Raw genomic sequence first — 18,246 nt, forward strand, 5'->3', positions numbered from 1 at the left:
AGTGCTCATGAAGGTTCTGATCGCGGGCGGGGCGGGCTTCATCGGCAGTACCGTCGCCTCCGCCTGCCTGGACGCCGGCCTGACGCCGGTGATCCTCGACAACCTGATCACCGGCCGCGCCGAGTTCGCACGGGACCGGATCTTCTACCACGGTGACATCGCCGACGGTCCCCTGATCGACAAGATCTTCGCCGAGCACCCGGACATCGAGGCCGCGGTCCACGCCGCCGCGCTGATCGTCGTCCCCGAGTCGGTCGAGCAGCCGCTGCGGTACTACCGCGAGAACGTGGCCAAGTCGATCGACTTCGTCGAGCACCTGGTCCGCAACGGCTGCGGCAAGCTGCTGTTCAGCTCCTCGGCCTCGATCTACCGGCCCGGCGAGGACTTCTCGGTCGACGAGAGCTCCCCGCTGGCGCCGCTCAGCCCGTACGCGCGTACCAAGGCCCTCACCGAGGCCATCCTGTCCGATACCGCGCGGGCGTACGACCTGCGGGTGGTCTCGCTGCGCTACTTCAACCCCGTCGGCGCCGACCCGGCCATGCGTACCGGGCTGCAGGTCCGCCAGCCCACCCACGTGCTCGGCAAGATGATTCTGGCCGCCGAGAACGACGAGACGTTCACCGTGACGGGTACCGACTGGCCGACCCGCGACGGCTCGGGCATCCGCGACTACATCCACGTCTGGGACCTCGCCCTGGCGCACGTACAGGCGCTGCGCCGCTTCGAGCGGGTCCTCCCGGCCGACGGCGACGAGCGCTACGCCGTCGTCAACGTGGGCACGGGTACCGGCATCACGGTGCGCGAACTGCTCGACGCGTTCGAGGAGGTGCTGGGCAGGCCGATCCGGACGGTGGAGGCCGGGCGGCGTCCGGGCGACTCGCCGGGCTGCTACGCCCGTACCGAGCGGGCCGCCGAGCTGCTGGACTGGCGCCCGACCCTGTCGGTGGTCGACGGCATCAGGCACTCGCTGCGCTGGTCCCAGCTGCGCGACTCGGTGCTGGACGACTGAGCCGGGGCTCCGGGCGGCCGGTCATGACGGCCGGCCGGTTCGGGTCAGGCCGGCCGGTCAGCCTTCGCCAGGTTGTCGGCCATCCGGCGCAGCGTGTCCACGACCGCGCCGTACTCCTCGGTCGTGATCCCGGCGGTGAGCGCCCGCGGTATGCGCTCCACCCTGGCGCCGATCTCCTCGCGCGCCGTTTCGCCCTGCAGCGTGAGCGTGAGCCGGCCGTCCTGGCCGTGCGCCGCCCAACCGCGGCGCACCAGCGCGAGGACGACCTCGTCGGGGCCGGGGTCCCCCTCGCCCCAGAAGGGCCACATCGACTCGGCGATCTCCGTCGGGTGGGCGGGGTGCGCGCGCAGGAGGTCCATGAGCTGCCAGTGCCGCCGGGACAGGCCGCCGGAGGCGAGTGCCTCGTCGAAGCTGTTCTCGATCAGCCGGTCAAGGGACCTGAGCCAGTACCCGAGGGGCTTTTCCTCCGGCTTCATGGCGCGTGAACACCTCCAGCAGGCGGTGTGAACACCTCCCGCACCAGAAATTATCTGCGACTCGCCGCTTGGCTCACTCGGCGGTCTCCTGGGCGGTGAGCGGCCGGGCGATCTCCTCCAGGCTCCGGCGCTCCGCCCTGACAGCCAGGATGCTCGCGACGATGCCGCCCAGGATCATGACGATCCCGCCGATGGTGAACGCCAGTGCCGCGTCGGTCACCCTGCCGGTCCCGACGAGCTTGGCGAAGAGCAGCGGGCCGGTGATGCCGCCGGCGGCGGTGCCGATCGCGTAGAAGAACGCGATCGCCATCGCCCGGGTCTCCATCGGGAAGACCTCACTGACCGTCAGGTAGGCGGAGCTCGCCCCGGCCGAGGCGAAGAACAGCACCACGCACCAGCAGGCCGTCATGGTCGCCGCGGTCAACCTGCCCTGCGTGAACAGAAATGCCGTGACCAGCAACAACACCCCGGACAGCAGGTACGTACCCGAGATCATCGGTTTGCGCCCGACGATGTCGAACAGCGGTGCCAGCGTCAGCGGCCCGAGGAGGTTCCCGATCGCGATGGCGGCGTAGTAGTAGCCGGTCCACCCCGACGGCACGCCGAAGAACGTCTCGAGAACCTGGGCGTACCCGAACGTGACCGCGTTGTACAGGAACGCCTGGCCGATGAAGAGCGCGAAGCCGAGCACCGCTCGCCTCGGGTACCGCTTGAACAGGGTTCTGGCGATCGTGAGGAAGCCGATGGACCGACGCTGGCGGATGGTGATGTAGTTGTCCGGTTGCGGCAGGTCCTCGCGCTTCTCCCGCTCGACCTCGCGCTCGATGCGGCCCACCAGGGTCTCCGCCTCCCGGTCGCGGCCGTGGATGAACAGCCAGCGTGGGCTCTCCGGCACGTTGCGGCGGACCAGCAGGATCACCAGGCCCAGGACGACTCCCAGGCCGAACGCCATCCGCCACCCCAGGTTCGTCGGTAGCTCGGTCAGCAGCGGGACGGTCACCAGGGAACCGATCAGGGCGCCCAACCAGAACGTACCGTTGATCATGATGTCGATCCGGCCCCGGTACTTGGCCGGGATCAGCTCGTCGATCGCGGAGTTGATCGCCGCGTACTCGCCACCGATACCGAAGCCCGTGAAGAACCGGCACAGGAAGAACCACCAGGCGCTGAACGAGAACGCGGTGAGCGCGGTGGCGGTCAGGTACACGCCCAGCGTGATGATGAACAGCTTCCTGCGGCCGAACCGGTCGGTCAGCCAGCCGAAGAACAGCGCCCCGGTGCAGGCGCCGGCCACGTACACGGCCGCGGCCAATCCCGTGACCTGGGTCTGGGTGATGTGCAGGCCGCTGCCCGGCTTGGCGAGCTGGCCCGACAGGTTCCCGACGATCGTCACCTCGAGGCCGTCGAGGATCCAGACGGTACCGAGCCCGACCACGACCATCCAGTGCCAGCGCGACCAGGGCAGCCGGTCGAGGCGCGCGGGTACGTTCGTGCGGACCGTGGCGGTCTGTACCTGGCTCATTGCTGTACCTGAATCATGGTCGACTCTCCTGGTCGCCCGCCGCCGGTCGTGGTTGGATCGGCCGATGCTGCGACCCGACTACCCGATCGAGACCGCTCGTCTCACGCGGCGGCCTTTTCGATCCGAGGTGGTCCGCTTCCTGTCCTGGGAGGCGCGCCCTGCTTTGATGGAAGGATGGAGCCCGTGGTGGACGCGGTCGTCTTCGACCTCGACGGGGTGCTGATCGACTCCGAGCCGGTGTGGGAACAGGTGCGGCGCGCGTACGTCGCCGAGGCCGGCGGACGCTGGCTACCCGACAGTCAGCGGCGGCTGATGGGGATGAGCACCTCCGAGTGGGCCCGGTATCTGAGCCGTGAGCTCGGCGTCGGGCGCCCGCCGGAGGTGGTGGCGGCCGAGGTCATCGACCGGATGGCGGCCCGCTACGCCGAGGAGCTGCCCCTGCTGCCCGGAGCGGTCGAGGCGGTACGCCGGACAGCCGGACAGTGGCCGCTGGGCCTGGCCAGCTCGTCACCGCCGCGACTGATCCGGACCGTCCTGGAGACGACCGGCCTGGCGCCGAGGTTCGCGGTCACCATGTCGACCGAGGAGGTCAGCTGCGGCAAGCCGGCCCCGGACGTGTACCTGGCGGTGGCCGGGAAGTTGGGCGTCGCGCCCGGCACGTGTGTGGCGATCGAGGACTCCAGCAACGGCCTGCGGGCGGCCCACACCGCGGGTATGCGGGTCGTCGCGGTGCCGCAGCACGCGTACCCGCCGGAGCCGGACGCGCTGGCCCTCGCTGATCAGGTCCTTGCCGGCCTGGACGAGCTGACCGTGGAGGTACTGCGGGGCGGGCCGGTCCTGCGGTAGTACCGGTCGAGCCGTTCGCGCGACCCGCTCAGGCCCGACCGCTGGCGGCGAGGGCGGCGCCGATGATGCCGGCGTTGTTCTGCAGCATGGCCGGCACCACCGGCGTGCGGGTCTCGATCAACGGGAGGAACTTCTCCGCCTTCTTGCTCACGCCGCCACCGATGATCATCAGGTCCGGCTGAAGCAGTCCCTCCACATGCCGGAGGTACTTCTGTACCCGGTGCGCCCAGTCGTGCCAGCTGAGGTCCTCGACGTCGCGCGCCCGGTCGGAGGCGCGTACCTCGGCGTCCTCGCCGTGCAGCTCGAGGTGGCCGAACTCGGTGTTGGGCACGAGCCTTCCGTCACGGAACAGGGCACTGCCGATCCCGGTACCGAAGGTCAGCATGAGGGTGGTGCCGCGCCGGCCCCGACCCGCGCCGAAGGTCACCTCGGCGATACCGGCGGCGTCCGCGTCGTTGATGACGGTGACCGGACCACCGACGGCTTCGGCGAACAACTCGGCCGCCGGTGCGTCCGTCCACGCCTTGTCGACGTTGGCGGCCGTCCTGACCACGCCCTCGACCACGACACCGGGGAAGGTGATGCCGACGCTCTCCGCCGGTCCGAACCGCTTCGCGACCAGGGCCACCGTGTCGACGACGCTCTTGACCGTGGCGGGCTGCGGCGTCTCCAGCCGGTACCGGTTCTCGGCCAGGTCCCCCGCGGCAAGGTCGACCGGCGCGCCCTTGATCCCCGATCCGCCGACGTCGATACCCAAGGTGGTCATCCCTCAAGGTTAGTTCGGTCCGATCTCGACCCGGACGCCGCACCGCCGGCATGATCAGAGGCCCGGCGTCAGGAGGGGCAGCCGGTATCAGGGGCGGAGGGTGTCGGTGAGGCTCACCAGCGCGGCGGGCACCGCGCGAGCCAGCCGGTGCAGCTCCGGCAGCGCCTGCCGGTCCGCGTGCAGGCCGATGTGTACCCGACCCTGATAGGCCGACAGCGCGATCCCGAGGGCCTGGCCACGGGCCAGTGGCGCGATCGGGTACACCTCCTGCAGTCGCGCCCCGGCGAGCGTCAGAGGCCGCGCGGGAATGGGTACGTTCGTGATCATCGTGTCGAAGAGCAGAGGCGCGCCGTGCCGTGCGAGTGGACCGGCGACCCGGTGGAGGGCGGCCGGTACCCGGTCGGCGAGCACCGGGATCGCGCCGGGACCGCGGGCGAACCCGGCGGCCTTGTGGCGATCCATCGCGGCCCGGACCTGTCGCAGCCTCGCGAGCGGATCGCTCTCCTGGATGGGAAGATCACACAGGTACCCGGAGAGTACGTTGCCGCGCCGGTGCTCGTCGGCCCGGCAGCGCCGGCTGACCGGGATGAATGCCCGTACGTTCAGGCTCTCGGCGCGGTGGCCCTGCTCGGCGAGCCAGTGGCGGAGCGCGCCGGTGACCACGGCCAGCAGTACGTCGTTGTCGGTGCCGCCGTAGCGCTTGCGGACCTGCCGGACGGCACCGACGTCCAGTTGGAGCAGGGCGAGGCGTCGATCGGCGCGCGCCGTCGTGGCTGCGGCGGACGTGGGCGGGGCCGCGCTCACCGCGGCCGACATGACGGCCGCGCTGACCGCCGGGCCGACCGGTGCGGTGGCGGGCACGGTGGCCGGCGTCGTAGCCGTGCCCGTGGTGCTGTCCATGAGGGCGAGCGGCGCGGACGGCGCACCCGCCCCGCCGTCGGGGGACGTGCTGAGTACCGGTGACAGCAGCGCTCCGAGCCGGGCACAGGCCACAATGGACGACGCGATGCCCACCGTGCCGACCGCCTGCACGATCGCCCCGGGCAGCCCGGCGGCGTTGCGGACCAGGCCGGTCACGAGCCGGTCCGGACGGACCGCCGCCCCGGCGGCCGCCCGTACCATCCCCAGCAACGACGGCCACGCTCCGCCGTCCGCGGTACGGTCCGGCGGCCTGACCGCTACCGGTACCGCGTCGGCGTACCCGTCCAGCAGGCCGACGCTCAGCTCCACCGCCCGCAGACCGTCCGCCATCGCGTGGTGGAGTTTCACCAGTACCGCGAAGCGTCCCTCGCGTAGGCCTGTGATCAGGTGCAGCTGCCACAGGGGCCGGTTCAGGTCCAATGGTTCGGCCATCAACCGCTCGGCGAGGGCCGCCAGGGCGGTCCGGCCGCCCCGGTCGAGCTTGTGGAGGTGGAGATGGCGCGAGAGGTCGAACGACGTGTCCTCGGCCCACACCGCGGCGCCCAGGGGCAACAGCGTCGGCCGTACCCGCTGGCGCAGGTTCGACAGCCGGACGATGCGCTCGCCGAGCACCGTGAGCAGGCGCGCCGACTGGATCCTCCGCTGCGACTGGAACACCGCGAGCGCCCCCAGGTGCAGCGGGGCCTGCGGAGACTCCAGACACAGGAAGGCCGTGTCGAGCGCGCTCAGTCGTTCACGATCCATCGGTGACCCGTCTCATCGCCCCTCGTCCGTCGCGCTCTTCGGCAGCCGTCGCGGCCCGGGTTCGGTCCTCGGCTCGCGCAGCGCCACGATCTCCGCAATGGGCACAGATAAACCTGTATGTAGGAACGTCGAAGGTATGAGTACCGACGGTGATCGCGGCCTATTCGGGTACCGCTCCGGCCGCGTTCGTCGGCGGGGCGGGCCGACGCGGCGGCGCGCGGATCCCGGTTCGGCGATGACGGCCGGTACGCTGCCCGAGGACGCCGATCAAAGCGGCTCGGACGACGCCGGCTTCGTTTCGCCGGCTTGGTTTCGCCGACTACCTGCTTCGTCGGCTACCTGCTTCGTCGGTTACATGGAGTGAGTGCATGGCTGCTGTCGAGGTACGGGGACGTGACGACGGACGAGATCGCCGCGGGCGGGTCCTGACGTGCCTGCCCTGAGGCCGGTCGCCGGTGCCGAGGTGGTCGCGGCGGTCCGGCGGGCCGCGGGTGGTAACCCGCTGCTGGGCATCGGCCTCGACCGCGAGGCCGGGGTGACGGCCGGGGTGCCGGCCGATCGACTCTGCGGTACGAGCGACGACGGGCGCCCGGACGGTACGGCGACGGCACTCGTCGCGGACCTGACCGACCGGGTCGCCGCCCGGCTGGGGGGCTGCGAGCGCAGGGTCGCCGCCTCGCTGGTGATCCTCGGCTACTCCGCCCGCCTGGTCGGGCCCGCCGTGTCGGTGCTGCTCAGGGAAGACCTGCTGCTGGACCTGCGCCCGGAGAACGTACGGTTCGGGTACGACCCCGGGCGGGGATTCGGCATGGACCTGGTACGGCCGGCGGCCTGGCGCGGCGACCGGACGGCGCTGCGCGAGGGCTGGCACCGGACCGTCGTCGACGACCATCTGAGGCCGGTCGTCGAGGCGGTCCGGTCGGTGACGCCCGTGGCCGCCGGGCTGCTGTGGGGCAACGTCGCCTCCGGGCTGGCGGGGGCCCTACGAGCCACGGCGGCACGAGCCACGGCGACACGAGCTGGGGCGACCGACGATGGGGCGGCGCGCTACCACGCCGAAGGGCTGGCGCTGCTCGACTACGGGCCCTTGCGGTGCAGCGGGTACCTGTCGGTGCGTTCCGGCCGGTTGAGCTTCGTGCGGCGCAGTTGCTGCCTGTACTACCGGCTTGACGGCGGCGGCATGTGCGGTGACTGCGCCCTGCTCCGTACCCGCTGACCCGGCTACCCGGTCTACGCGGCGCCCGTCGAACTTTGGCTACCCCGCCGACGATGCCGGGGCGGCGACCGGCTCCAGTCCGGGCGGCAGCTCAGGCGGCCGCGGCCCCACCGTGGGAAGCCGCAGCATCCCCTGGGACACCGCCACCCCGGCGAGCACGATGAGCGCGCCGACCGGCTGGTACCAGCGAATGTGCTCGCCCAGGGCGAGCAGCCCGATCAGGGTGGCGACGATCGGCATCAGGTAGGTCACCGATGCCGAGGTGGTGGCCCCGGCCAGGCGGATGACCCGGAAGTTGAGGACGAACGCCAGGCCGGTACCGAGTGCGCCGAGCGCCAGCACGCTCGCGATGACATCGCCGGACAGGCCGGTCGGCGCGGGCGGCGCGCCGGCCACCAGCGGTGCCAGTACCAGCAGCACGACGGCCGACGTGATCAGCTGACCGGCGGGGACGGCCAGGCCGGAGCCGGCCAGCCCGCCGAGGTAGCGCCGCTGGTAGGGGATCGCGATCCCGTAGCAGCCCGCCGCCGCCATACACATGAGCTGCCCGGTGAGCTGGACGCCGCCGAGACCGTGCCAGACGCCCAGGACGACGAGGACGCCGGTGAAACCGATCAGGATGCCGGTCGCCCGCCGCGGCGTCATGCGTTCGGTGCGGAAGACCAGCGTGGCCACGGGCAGGGCGACCAGCGGCGTGGTGGCGTTCCAGATGCCGGCGAGGACCGACGAGACGCGCTGTTCGCCGTACCCGAACAGGGTGAACGGGATGACCACGCCGACCACCCCCACGACGAACAGGTGCCCCCAGACGCGCGGCTCACGAGGCAGGCGGGTACGGGTGACGAGCACCAGCGCTCCGACCATGAGCACACCGGCGACGACCCGGTAGAGCGTGACGTGGAGCGGGTGCAGTTCCCGGACGCCGACCTTGATGAACAGGAAGCTGGAACCCCAGATGAGCGCGAGCAGGAGATAGCCGGGGAGCCAGGAACGCAGGTCGGACCTGTCAGGAGTGGATGCCGTGTTCACTCCTGACACGATGCCGCAGCGGTACGGTCTTGTCGCGCGACTTTCGGACGCGCAGGTGCCATTTGGCGTCAATCCCTCTCATCCAGCGGGGACGGGTTGGGGCAGCGTGACGTCCCCGGTGTGCGTCTGGATGGGCATGACCCGGAGCCGCCGCAGGGCGGACAGCAGGATGGGCGCGGTGGCCAGAGGGATGGCCGCGGCGGCGAGGGTGATGGTGGGCCGCAGGTCGAGCGCGCCGGCGAGGAGACCACCGGTGGCCGCGCCGAGGGGCATGGTGCCCCAGATGAGGAAGCGGTTGGTCGCGTTCATGCGGGCCAGCATCGGGCCGGGGGTGGTGGTCTGGCGCAGGCTGACCGCGTCGACGTTCCAGATGCCCTGGCCGGCGGCGGCGAGCAGGAAGCCGGCGGCCAGCCATGGCAGCGGGCGGTGGTGCGGAGCGAACGCGGCGAGCAGGTAGGCGCCGTGCAGGGCGACGCCGGTGGCGATCGCCCACCCGAGGCCGATGCGGCGGTTGAGCCACGGGGTCAGCAGCGAGCCGGCGAGGTAGCCGATGTTGGCCACCGCGAGGACGGCGCCGACGGCGGCGGCGGGCAGGTGCAGGCCGGTGACGGCGTACGTGATGAACACGGCCAGCAGCGCCTGGGTCCAGAAGTTCATCCAGGCCGCGCCGATGGCGAGGGGGCGGATGTACCGGTGGGTCAGGCAGAACCGGATGCCGGCGCGGATCTGGGTCAGCAGCGGCTCGCGCGCGCCCACCGGGGCGGCCGCGGGCAGGTCCGGTAACCCGCGCAGCAACAGCGCCGAGGTGAGGTAGCTGACCGCGTCGACCACGAGCGCGACCGGTGCGGTGACGGCCTGTACGAGCGCGCCGCCGAGGGCCGGGCCGGCGGTCTCGGCGACCGCCCGGGTGGACTCCAGGCGTACGTTGGCGGCGGCGATCCGGTCGGGCCCGACCAGGGCCGGCAGGACCGAGAGTGCGGCGACGTCGAACGGTACGCTCAACGCCCCGACGCCCGCGGCGACCACGTACAGGTGGGCCAGGGTGAGCGCGCCGGCGAGGAACGCCACCGGGACGCTGGCCAGCAGTACCGCCCGGGCTACGTCGGTGACGACCATCAACCGCCGGGCCGGCCACCGGTCCACGATCGCCCCGGCGGGCAGGCCGAGCAGCAGGAACGGCGCGGTACCGGCCGCCGCCAGCGCCGCCACCTGGCCGGCCGAGGCGTGCAGCACCGTCAGCGCCGTCAACGGCAGCGCGAGCATCGTCACCTGGGTGCCGACCAGGCTCACCCCGACCGAGCCCCAAAGCCGGCGCACCCGGCCCCGCTCGACTGAATCTTGCATCCTCGTGGCCCTCCTCGCCGGCGTCCGGCAGCCGGCCTCGCGGAAATGATTGAGACCATAGAATGATCGACTGTATGGTGTCAATCATGAGATATATGGTGTCAACTGGCGTGAGAGGATCCGGTCATGGCGCAATCCAGTACCCCCGGGGTGGGCGCGGCGGGGTCGGGCGGATGGCACCCCCGCCTCGCCGCTGACCGCCCCGCCTACCAGGCGCTGGCCGACGCGATCGGCGCGGACGTCGCCCACGGGCGGCTCAATCCGGGCGACCGGCTGCCCACCCACCGGGCGCTCGCCCGCACGCTCGGCGTCACCGTCGGTACGGTCGCCCGGGGGTACGCCGAGGCCGAACGCCGTGGACTGCTCGGTGGCGAGGTCGGCCGGGGCACGTTCATCCGCTCCGGTTTCGGCGTCAGCCCGGCGGGGGACGGGGGGCTGGTCGACCTCTCGCAGCTGCACCCACCGATACGCCGGATTGATACCACCGACCTGCTCGCGGATACGCTCAATGCCATCGCCGCCGACCCGTCCGCGCTGCGTACCGTCATCGACACCGAGCGCGGCGAGGATGCCCGCGCGCACCGGCGTGCCGCCGCCGACTGGCTGGCGCACGGCGCGTTCCAGCCCGACGCCGACCAGGTGACGCTGACGGCCGGCGCCCAGCACGCGCTCACCGCCGCGCTGAGCGCGCTGGTCGAGCCCGGTACCGCCGTCGCCACGACCGGCCTCACCAATCCGGGACTGCTCGCGGCCGCCCGCCAGCTGCGGCTGCCGGTCGTGGCGGTGGCCTCCGACGACGAGGGGATGACCCCGGAGGCGCTGGCCGAGGCCTGCCGCAAAGGTGAGGCCCGCCGCGAAGGGCGGATCTCGGTCGTGCACCTCCAGTCCACACTGGACAACCCGACCGGGCGGGTGATGCCGGCCGCGCGTCGGGCCGCGCTGGCCGAGGTGTGCGACCGGCACGGGGTGTGGGTGATCGAGGACGACCCGCTCGGCGTGCTGGTCCCGGACCGCCCCGACCCGATGGCCGCCCTACTGCCGGCCCGTACCTGTCACCTGGCGAGCGCGGCCAAGGTGCTCAGCCTGGGGCTGCGCGTGGGCGTACTCACCGCCCCGCCCGACGCTCGGGCGCGCCTCGTCGCCGCCGTGCGGGCCACCGCCTGGCTCGCCGCCCCGCTGCTGGGTGAGGTGTTCGCCCGGTGGGTCACCGACGGTACGGCCGGCCGCGTCGTCGCCGCCCGGGTCGCGGCCGCCACGGCACGCCAGGCCCTCGCCGCCGAACTGCTCGGCCGGTACGCCGTACCCGCCTCGCCGCGGGCGCCGCACCTGTGGCTGGCGCTGCCCGAGCCGTGGACGGCGGGCCAACTGGTCGCCGCAGCCCGGCAGAACGGGGTGCTGCTCTCGCCCGGCGACGACTACGCCGCCAGCCGTGCGACGCCGGCCCACGGCGTCCGGATCGGTCTCAACGCGGACGTCGACGACGACCTGCTGCGGGCGGCGCTGCTGAGCGTCGTCGCGCTGCTCGCGGCGGGGCCGCTACCGGGCGGTTTGAGCTGAGACCCGGCCTCAGCTAAGACCCGGTGACCGGGTGGGTTGGCTTCCCGGTCGGCCTCCGGCCGGTGACCCGTACCGAGACCAGCAGGGCGACCAGGCACCCGACCAGCCACAGGGCCTGTACCACCATCGGCTCGACGGGCTGCGCGTTTCGGAAGTACGCGGCGTTGTGGAGGATGTTGACGGTCGCGCCGGAGGGCATGAAACGGCCGACGAAGGCGTACACCCTCGGCAGCAGCGGCGGCGCGACCGCACCTCCCGACCAGGCGTTGCCGAAGGCGATGAACATGAGCCAGGTCGGGATGATCGCCCATCGCCCGAACAGGACGAGCATCGTGGAGTTGAACAGCGCGGCCACCGCGATCTGGGCGGCCAGCCCGGCCCAGAGCTCGAGGAAGGGCCCGTCCAGCGCGTGCAGGAGCGGGTCGACGACCAGCGTCAGGGAGAACCCGCCGACCAGGGCGAGTACGGCGATGACGGCCAGCCACTCGCGCAGCGACAGGTGCGGCGCGTGCTGTCTTAGCTGGAACACCCCGACGAAGCCCAGTACCGTGGCCGCGATGCTGACGTAGAACGACACCAGGCCCAGCGGGTCGTTGAGCGGCAACGGCCGGACGTCGGTGACCCGCAGCGGAGGCGCCGCGCCCGGAGCCAACTGCTCGTTGACCTGTTCGGCCGCCCTCATCAGGATCTGGGCGACCGAGGCGCCGCAGGCGCTGCAGACCAGCAGCCTCGGACGGCCGGGTTCGAGTACGAGCGCGGCGGAGATCACCTGCCGGTTCATCGCCGCCGTGACGGCCGGGACCGACGGGTACGGGCGTAGGTCGAGCCCTCCGCCGGTGGCCTGCTGGAGCGCCTCGACGAGGGCGGGTTCCCGGGCCTGGTCGCCGACGATCCCGGTCGGGACGTGACGGGGCACCGGCCGGCCCAGCGCGATGCTGTACGAGGCGACGAACAACGACGCCATGAGCGTGCCGATCACCACGATGGTCAGTACCGGGCGGTATCTGGCGAGGCTCGTCCGCTCCTTCACCCGCCAGCGATGCCCGCGCGCTCCGCCGACATGCGGGTGCTATCTCCGCTGGGGAAACTCCGTGACGGTCACGGCGGGCGCGTCGTCGAGCAGCGAGATCTCCAGCCTGGAGGAGCGCAGGATCGTGGTGAAGCTGACGATGAAGTGGTTCTGCCCGGTGGGCAGGATCGTCATCACGTACAGCGGCTGCGGGGTGGCCGACAGCAGTTCGACCGAGGCGTCGGTGGCCAGGACGGTGACGTCCCCGCCGCTCAGTTGGAACCGCCGCACGTACTCCCCGTCGCCGAGCGGGGTCCATTCCGCGAAGGGCGACCGGACCGGCGGCGCCGGTGCCGGGCTGGGCGAAGCCGGTCGCGCCGACGGCTTGGGCGACCGGGGTACGGCGCGGTGGCTCGGCGGAACGACACGGGTATCCGCCGAGGGGCTGCGCGGGGCCGGCGTCGGGAGCGGGCTGCCGGGCTCGGCGACGGGAAAGGCGACGAGGCGCTCGGGGACGGCGGCATCGAGCACCGGGCGTACCCCGAACCACGACAGGCTGATACCGAGGCTGGTCGCCACGAGCCACGTAGCGATGGCTTTCGCTGCTTTCGACCGGCCGCGCATGGCCGCCATCCTTGCACCTGAGTACGGTGCCGTGCATGCCCACGGTGCTACTGGTCGAAGACGACAGCATGATCCGCACCGCGCTGGTCAAGGCACTCGCGAACGCGGGGCACGTGGTCACCGCGGTAGGTACTGCCATGGATGCGTTGCGTGAGGTAGCGGTGCGGCCGCCGGACGTCGTCGTGCTCGACCTGGGGCTGCCGGACGTCGATGGGGCGTCGGCGCTGCGGATGATGCGCGGGGACAGCGACGTACCCGTCATCGTCGCGACCGCGCGGACCGGCGAGAACAACATCATCCGGCTGCTGAACGCCGGCGCCGACGACTACCTCACCAAGCCGTTCTCCGGTGAGCATCTGCTGGCCCGGATCTCGGCGGTGCTGCGCCGGCGGGGCGGCGTGGCCGACGCCCCGGCCGCGATCGAGGTCGGCCCGCTCCGGGTCGACCTGGGCCGGCGCTCGGCCACCCTGCACGGCCGGGCCCTCGACCTCACCCGCAAGGAGTTCGACCTGCTGGCCTACCTCGCGGCCCGCCGCGACCACCTGGTGACCCGCCAGGAACTGATCGAGGAGGTGTGGCGGCAGCCGTACCGGGGCTCCGAGCAGACGGTGGACGTCCACATCTCCTGGCTGCGTCGCAAGCTCGGCGAGACGGCCGCCAAGCCCCGGTTCCTGCGGGTTCTGAGGGGCGTCGGGATCATGCTGGTGGATCCGAGATGAGATGGGCGCTCAACCGGGTGGCGCTGGCGACCACGTCCATGGTCGCGCTCGCGTTCCTCGTACCGCTGTGGATGCTGGTCGGCCAGATCGCCCCGGAGCGCGCCCTGGCCGACGCCCGGCAGCAGTCCTCCGCCATGGTCGCCGCGCTGACCGTCACCGACGACCGGGTCGAGCTGGCGCAGGCGGCGGCGAGTACCGACGCCGGAGCCGAGGGTCGGCTCGCGCTGCACCCGCCGGAGGGCCCGCCGCTGGGCACGACCCGTACGAGCGAGGGCGACGTACGGGTGGTGGCGGAGGGCCGGCACGCCACGGTCCGCACCGTGCCGGGCGGCATCGCGTACCTGCAGCCCGTCGCGGTTCACGGCGGGCGCATCGCGGTCATCGAGGTCTTCGTGCCGCAGTCCGCCCTCGAACGGGGTGTGCACAGCGCCTGGCTGGCGCTCGGTGCGGTCGCGCTGACCCTGGTCGCCGGGTCGGTCCTGGTCGCCGACCGGCTCGGCTCGCGGATCGTCGCCGCCACCCGCCACCTGGCGGCCGCCACCCACCGCCTTGGCCGCGACGACCTGGCGGTCCGGGTCAAGCCGGACGGGCCGCGGGAGCTGGCCGAGGTGGGGCGGTCGTTCAACGCGATGGCGGATCGCATGGTCGGCCTGCTGCGCGCCGAACGGGACCTCGCCGCGGACCTGTCCCACCGGCTGCGCACGCCGCTGACCGCGCTGCGCCTGGAGCTGGAGACGTGCGGTGAACGGCCGGACGTGGAGCGGATCCGGCGCGCGGTCGGGATGCTGTCCGAGGAGGTGGACGGCATCATCCGTACGGCGTTGGAGCCGCTGTCGGAGCGTACGGCCGAACGGTGCGACCTGACCGAGGTGCTCGCCGACCGGTTGGCGTTCTGGTCGGTGCTGGCCGAGGACCACGGGCGGGCCTGGACGACGCTGGGCGACTCCACGCCGCTGTGGGTGCCGGTGCCCCGGGACGAGGCGGAGGCCGCCGTCGACGCCCTGATCGGCAACATCTTCCACCACACGCCGGAGGGTACGGCGTTCCGCGCGGGGGTGGTCGACTCGACGCTGGTCGTCGAGGACGACGGACCCGGTATCGACGATCCGGACCGGGCCCTGCAGCGCGGCGCGAGCCCCGGCGGCTCGACCGGGCTCGGTCTCGACATCGTTCGACGGCTGGCCGCGACGTCTGGCGGTACTGTCGTCGTGACGCGCGGTCAGCGTGGTGGGGCCCGCATCGAGGTGCACCTTAAATCAATCTCCGGCACGCCATAAGAGAACCTTAAATGATCTTGACTGCAATATAGGTGGCCATAACTTCTTTCGAATGAAATCCAGAATGGTCCTTACCCTCGTGGGTGCTGCGGCACTTGTCGTCGCCGCCGGCGTCGCGGTTCGGGTCGTTTCGGAGAGCCGGCCTTCAGAGTTCACCGCGGAGTACACCCAGACGGCCGTCTGGGACGGCGGGCTGATCGGTGGCTTCATCGTCAGCAACCCCTCCGAGCGGGCCGCCTCCGACTGGAAAATCTCCTTCAGCCTTCCCCAGGAGGCCAGGCTCGCCGGCGTGTGGAACGCGGTCCTGGCCGAGCCGAATGCGGGAACACGGCCGGACGCGACAGCCCACCCGGACGCGACGTACGTCATCAAGCCGACCGACCAGAACAAGACCGTCGGGGCGCGCCGCTCCGTGACCATCGGACTCACCGCGGTCGGCGGCCGTCCCGTGGTCCCGCGCAACTGCACCATCAACGGCAAGGCCTGCAAGGTCCAGGTCACCACGGCGGGCCTGGCCGCGGCGCCGGGGACGGCGACCGACCAGTTCGGCGCCGCCGTGGCGCCGGGGCTGTCCACCGAACCGGTGGCGGAGGGCGCGTCGGACCAGGCCGGTACCGGCGACTCCGGCCCGCGTCGGCCCGGCGGGTCGGGTGGCGGTCGCGGCACCCTCTTCACGCCGTACGTGAACCTGACCGACTCGGCCAGGCCGCCGCTGAAGGCGATCGCCGACGTCAGCGGGTCGGCGGCGTTGACTCTGGCCTCCGCCCTCCCTCCGTCGGGTGGGGGGTGTGACCTCAGGTGGGGCGGTGCGGCCGAGCCGGGCGCGTACGCCAAGGAGATCCGCGACGCGCTCAACTCCGGGATCGCTCTGATCGCCTCCGTCGGTGCCGGCAACGGGGTCGACGTCGCACGAGCGTGCGGCAGCGCGGACGCCATCGAGGCCCAGGTCAGGGAGGTCCTCGACCTTGGCGTACGGTCCGTCGACATCACCATCGCGGGCGGATCGCTCGCCGACTCCGCGGCCAACGCCCGGCTCGCCCAAGCGGTCGGGAAGCTCAAGGCGCGGTACTCCGGGCTGACCGTCTCGTACACCCTGCCCGCAGCCTCGTCCGGCGGGGCGACCGCCCCGGAGACGCTCGTGAAGCCGCTCGCCGCGGCGAAGAGCGCGGGTACGGTCCTCGACCGGGTCAACATCCTGCCGGTCGACGTGGCCGCGCCGCTGGACGTGCTCAAGCCGCTCCTCGGTACCGGTACTCCGAGGATGGTCGACTCGCTGCTCACGGCGGCGACCGGTGTGCACGACCAGATCATGCGGATCCAGGGCGCGGACTCGGCGAGGGCGTGGCGGATGCTCGGCATCGTCCCGGTCATCGACGCCGGCGACCTCGCCCACAACTCGTCGGAGCTCGTCGGCAGCGTGAACAGGCTGGCCGGGTTCGCCAGGTCCAGGGGGTTGAGCCTGGTCGGCTTCCTGCCCCTCAACACCGGCCAGGTCTGCGTCGGCGGTCTGGTGGGCGGCCTCCTCGCGCCCGTCGTGCCACTCCTGGGCTGTGTCGATCCCGCTTCCCTGTCAGGCTTCTTCGCCATCTCCGACGGCTTCAACCGGGCGCTGCGATAGACGCCGGCACACACATGGTCAACCCGCTGCCCTGTCCGCTTCCCTCCTCCCGGACAGGGCAGCGGGTTTAGTACCCGGCACAACGGCTCGGGGGGAGCCGGGGGGTGAGGGTGGGGCCGCTCCAGGGGGCCGCTACGCGGTCGCGGAGCGGCCCCACCCCGACGGTCCGCCCGTCCGGGCAATGTCCACTTTCACCAGGAGTGACGACTGTCAATGCGCTCCGCGGGCGTCGAGAGTCGACCCGCCCGATGGTTCGTGGGATCGCTGCGGCGCGGCGCGCCTCGTGCGACGCTAGCCGCAGCGCCGCCGAGCACCGGTACCCGTCGTGGCGGCCCGCGATCTTCCGGGTGTCGTACCGATCCGGCGGTATCCAAGTGACGTATTCGTGACATTCATCCGACCGCGTTCGCGGCCGGCGCCGAGCTTTGTCGTTGCCCGGTTTTGTGCCACGGATCGCTGTACCGTAATGGGGGCAAATAAGTGCAGAAAGGAAATATGTCTATCTTGGCGAGGAAACCTATCCGTTCAGCCCTTGTATGTGCCGCCGGGCTCGCCCTCGGCCTGTTCCTGATCACGGCGGTGCGGCCGGCGTGGGCAGCGGATACGGTCCCTGGCGGCGGTGGTCACGCGCACGCCGGTGCGGCGCCGGGCATCCGGGCGGAGGCGGCGCCGGTGGGTACGCCGGCCGGCTTCTCGGTGGCGGGCATCGACGTCTCGAGTCATGACCACGAACTCGGCCCTATCGACTGGGCAGGGGTGGCGGCCAGTGGGGTGCAGTTCGCCATCGTCAAGGCGACGGAGGGGACGTCGTACGTCAACCCGTACTTCCACGGCGACTACAACGCCGCCAAGGCCAACGGGATCCTCACCGGGGCGTACGTGTTCGCCCGCCCGGACAAGCGGAACCCGGTCGCCGAGGCGAACTACTTCATCGACCGCGCGGAGTGGGTCAACGACTCACAGACGCTGGTCCCGATGCTGGACCTGGAGTGGCCGTACGGGTCGCTCAACCTGCCGGCGTGTTGGGGGCTGACCCCGGCGGAGATGGTCGACTACATCCGCGCCTTCGTCGACACGGTGTACCAGCGCACGGGCCGCCTGATGATGATCTACACCAACACCAACTGGTGGAACCCCTGTACGAACAACAACACCTCGTTCGGCGGCCACCCGCTCAACCTCGCCAGCTACACCACCAACCCGCCGACCAGGATGCCCGCGGGCTGGAGCACCTTCACCATCTGGCAGTACGCGGCGGGCAACCCGTCGGTCGCCGGTAACTACGACAAGGACGTCTTCAACGGTGACTACGCCGGGCTGACCCAGCTCGCCGGGGACGTGCCGGCCGGCGCCCCGCCGGTCAGCCTCTTCTCGCACGCCAACGACCGGTACGTCACCGCGGAGAACGCCGGCCGCAGCCCGCTGATCGCCAACCGGACCACGCCGGGGGTGTGGGAGAAGTTCGATGTGATCAACACCGGCGACGGCTTCGTCGCGCTGCGCTCGCGCGTCAACGGCCGCTACGTCACCGCGGAAGGCGCCGGGTCGGGGCCGTTGATCGCCAACCGC

At 71.8% G+C, this 18,246-nt stretch carries 16 protein-coding genes; 8 read left to right on the forward strand and 8 right to left on the reverse strand.

The features are described 5' to 3' along the window. Positions 1-7 precede the first annotated feature (7 nt). Positions 8-1,009 (forward strand): UDP-glucose 4-epimerase GalE, encoded by a 1,002-nt coding sequence (galE, locus tag Pme01_RS22840; protein ID WP_168114018.1) that lies wholly within the window; start codon positions 8-10, stop codon positions 1,007-1,009. A 44-nt stretch (positions 1,010-1,053) separates the two neighbouring features. On the opposite strand, the gene Pme01_RS22845 is transcribed toward galE, so the two are convergent. Together Pme01_RS22845 and Pme01_RS22850 are read right to left on the reverse strand one after the other, a co-directional pair. After that, complete coding sequence (locus Pme01_RS22845; protein ID WP_168114019.1) at positions 1,054-1,485, reverse strand: MarR family transcriptional regulator; 432 nt, start codon at positions 1,483-1,485, stop codon at positions 1,054-1,056. A gap of 73 nt (positions 1,486-1,558) precedes the next feature. Next, positions 1,559-3,007, reverse strand: a complete 1,449-nt coding sequence (locus Pme01_RS22850; RefSeq protein WP_168114020.1) for an MFS transporter — start codon at positions 3,005-3,007, stop codon at positions 1,559-1,561. Between the two features lie 183 nt (positions 3,008-3,190). Here Pme01_RS22850 and Pme01_RS22855 point away from each other — a divergent pair, with 183 nt between their 5' ends. Beyond that, on the forward strand, positions 3,191-3,853 hold the full coding sequence (locus Pme01_RS22855; RefSeq protein WP_168114115.1) for an HAD family hydrolase: 663 nt from the start codon (positions 3,191-3,193) through the stop codon (positions 3,851-3,853). Positions 3,854-3,881: 28 nt separating this feature from the next. Here Pme01_RS22855 and ppgK read toward each other — a convergent pair whose 3' ends face one another. Further along, positions 3,882-4,619: a polyphosphate--glucose phosphotransferase gene (ppgK, locus tag Pme01_RS22860; protein WP_168114021.1), complete on the reverse strand. Its 738-nt coding sequence runs from the start codon at positions 4,617-4,619 to the stop codon at positions 3,882-3,884. A gap of 87 nt (positions 4,620-4,706) precedes the next feature. Further along, a complete protein-coding gene (locus Pme01_RS22865; protein ID WP_168114022.1) occupies positions 4,707-6,284 on the reverse strand; it encodes a wax ester/triacylglycerol synthase domain-containing protein in 1,578 nt (525 codons plus the stop codon). A 430-nt stretch (positions 6,285-6,714) separates the two neighbouring features. Here Pme01_RS22865 and Pme01_RS22870 point away from each other — a divergent pair, with 430 nt between their 5' ends. After that, positions 6,715-7,500, forward strand: a complete 786-nt coding sequence (locus Pme01_RS22870; protein ID WP_168114116.1) for a (2Fe-2S)-binding protein — start codon at positions 6,715-6,717, stop codon at positions 7,498-7,500. A gap of 39 nt (positions 7,501-7,539) precedes the next feature. On the opposite strand, the gene Pme01_RS22875 is transcribed toward Pme01_RS22870, so the two are convergent. Both Pme01_RS22875 and Pme01_RS22880 read right to left on the reverse strand, forming a co-directional pair. Further along, a complete protein-coding gene (locus Pme01_RS22875) occupies positions 7,540-8,529 on the reverse strand; it encodes a DMT family transporter (protein WP_168114023.1) in 990 nt (329 codons plus the stop codon). 78 nt (positions 8,530-8,607) lie between these two features. Further along, a complete protein-coding gene (locus tag Pme01_RS22880; protein ID WP_168114024.1) occupies positions 8,608-9,873 on the reverse strand; it encodes an MFS transporter in 1,266 nt (421 codons plus the stop codon). Positions 9,874-9,999: 126 nt separating this feature from the next. Between Pme01_RS22880 and Pme01_RS22885 the strand changes: the two genes are divergently transcribed. Then, a complete protein-coding gene (locus tag Pme01_RS22885; RefSeq protein ID WP_168114025.1) occupies positions 10,000-11,430 on the forward strand; it encodes an aminotransferase-like domain-containing protein in 1,431 nt (476 codons plus the stop codon). 13 nt (positions 11,431-11,443) lie between these two features. Here Pme01_RS22885 and Pme01_RS22890 read toward each other — a convergent pair whose 3' ends face one another. Beyond that, on the reverse strand, positions 11,444-12,460 hold the full coding sequence (locus tag Pme01_RS22890; RefSeq protein ID WP_168114026.1) for a DUF3533 domain-containing protein: 1,017 nt from the start codon (positions 12,458-12,460) through the stop codon (positions 11,444-11,446). A 39-nt stretch (positions 12,461-12,499) separates the two neighbouring features. After that, positions 12,500-13,018: a hypothetical protein gene (locus Pme01_RS22895; RefSeq protein WP_168114027.1), complete on the reverse strand. Its 519-nt coding sequence runs from the start codon at positions 13,016-13,018 to the stop codon at positions 12,500-12,502. Positions 13,019-13,098: 80 nt separating this feature from the next. Between Pme01_RS22895 and Pme01_RS22900 the strand changes: the two genes are divergently transcribed. The 4 genes from Pme01_RS22900 to Pme01_RS22915 all read left to right on the forward strand — a co-directional run. Continuing rightward, positions 13,099-13,782: a response regulator transcription factor gene (locus Pme01_RS22900; RefSeq protein WP_168114028.1), complete on the forward strand. Its 684-nt coding sequence runs from the start codon at positions 13,099-13,101 to the stop codon at positions 13,780-13,782. Beyond that, a complete protein-coding gene (locus Pme01_RS22905) occupies positions 13,779-15,059 on the forward strand; it encodes a sensor histidine kinase (RefSeq protein ID WP_168114029.1) in 1,281 nt (426 codons plus the stop codon). Before Pme01_RS22900 ends, Pme01_RS22905 begins: the two co-directional genes overlap by 4 nt. A gap of 64 nt (positions 15,060-15,123) precedes the next feature. Then, complete coding sequence (locus Pme01_RS22910) at positions 15,124-16,677, forward strand: cellulose binding domain-containing protein (protein ID WP_203935811.1); 1,554 nt, start codon at positions 15,124-15,126, stop codon at positions 16,675-16,677. Between the two features lie 504 nt (positions 16,678-17,181). After that, positions 17,182-18,246, forward strand: a 1,065-nt coding sequence (locus Pme01_RS22915; RefSeq protein ID WP_203935812.1) for a GH25 family lysozyme, incomplete at its 3' end; no start/stop codon positions are given.

It is taken from the genome of Planosporangium mesophilum (assembly GCF_016863255.1).
GTDB lineage: Bacteria > Actinomycetota > Actinomycetes > Mycobacteriales > Micromonosporaceae > Planosporangium > Planosporangium mesophilum.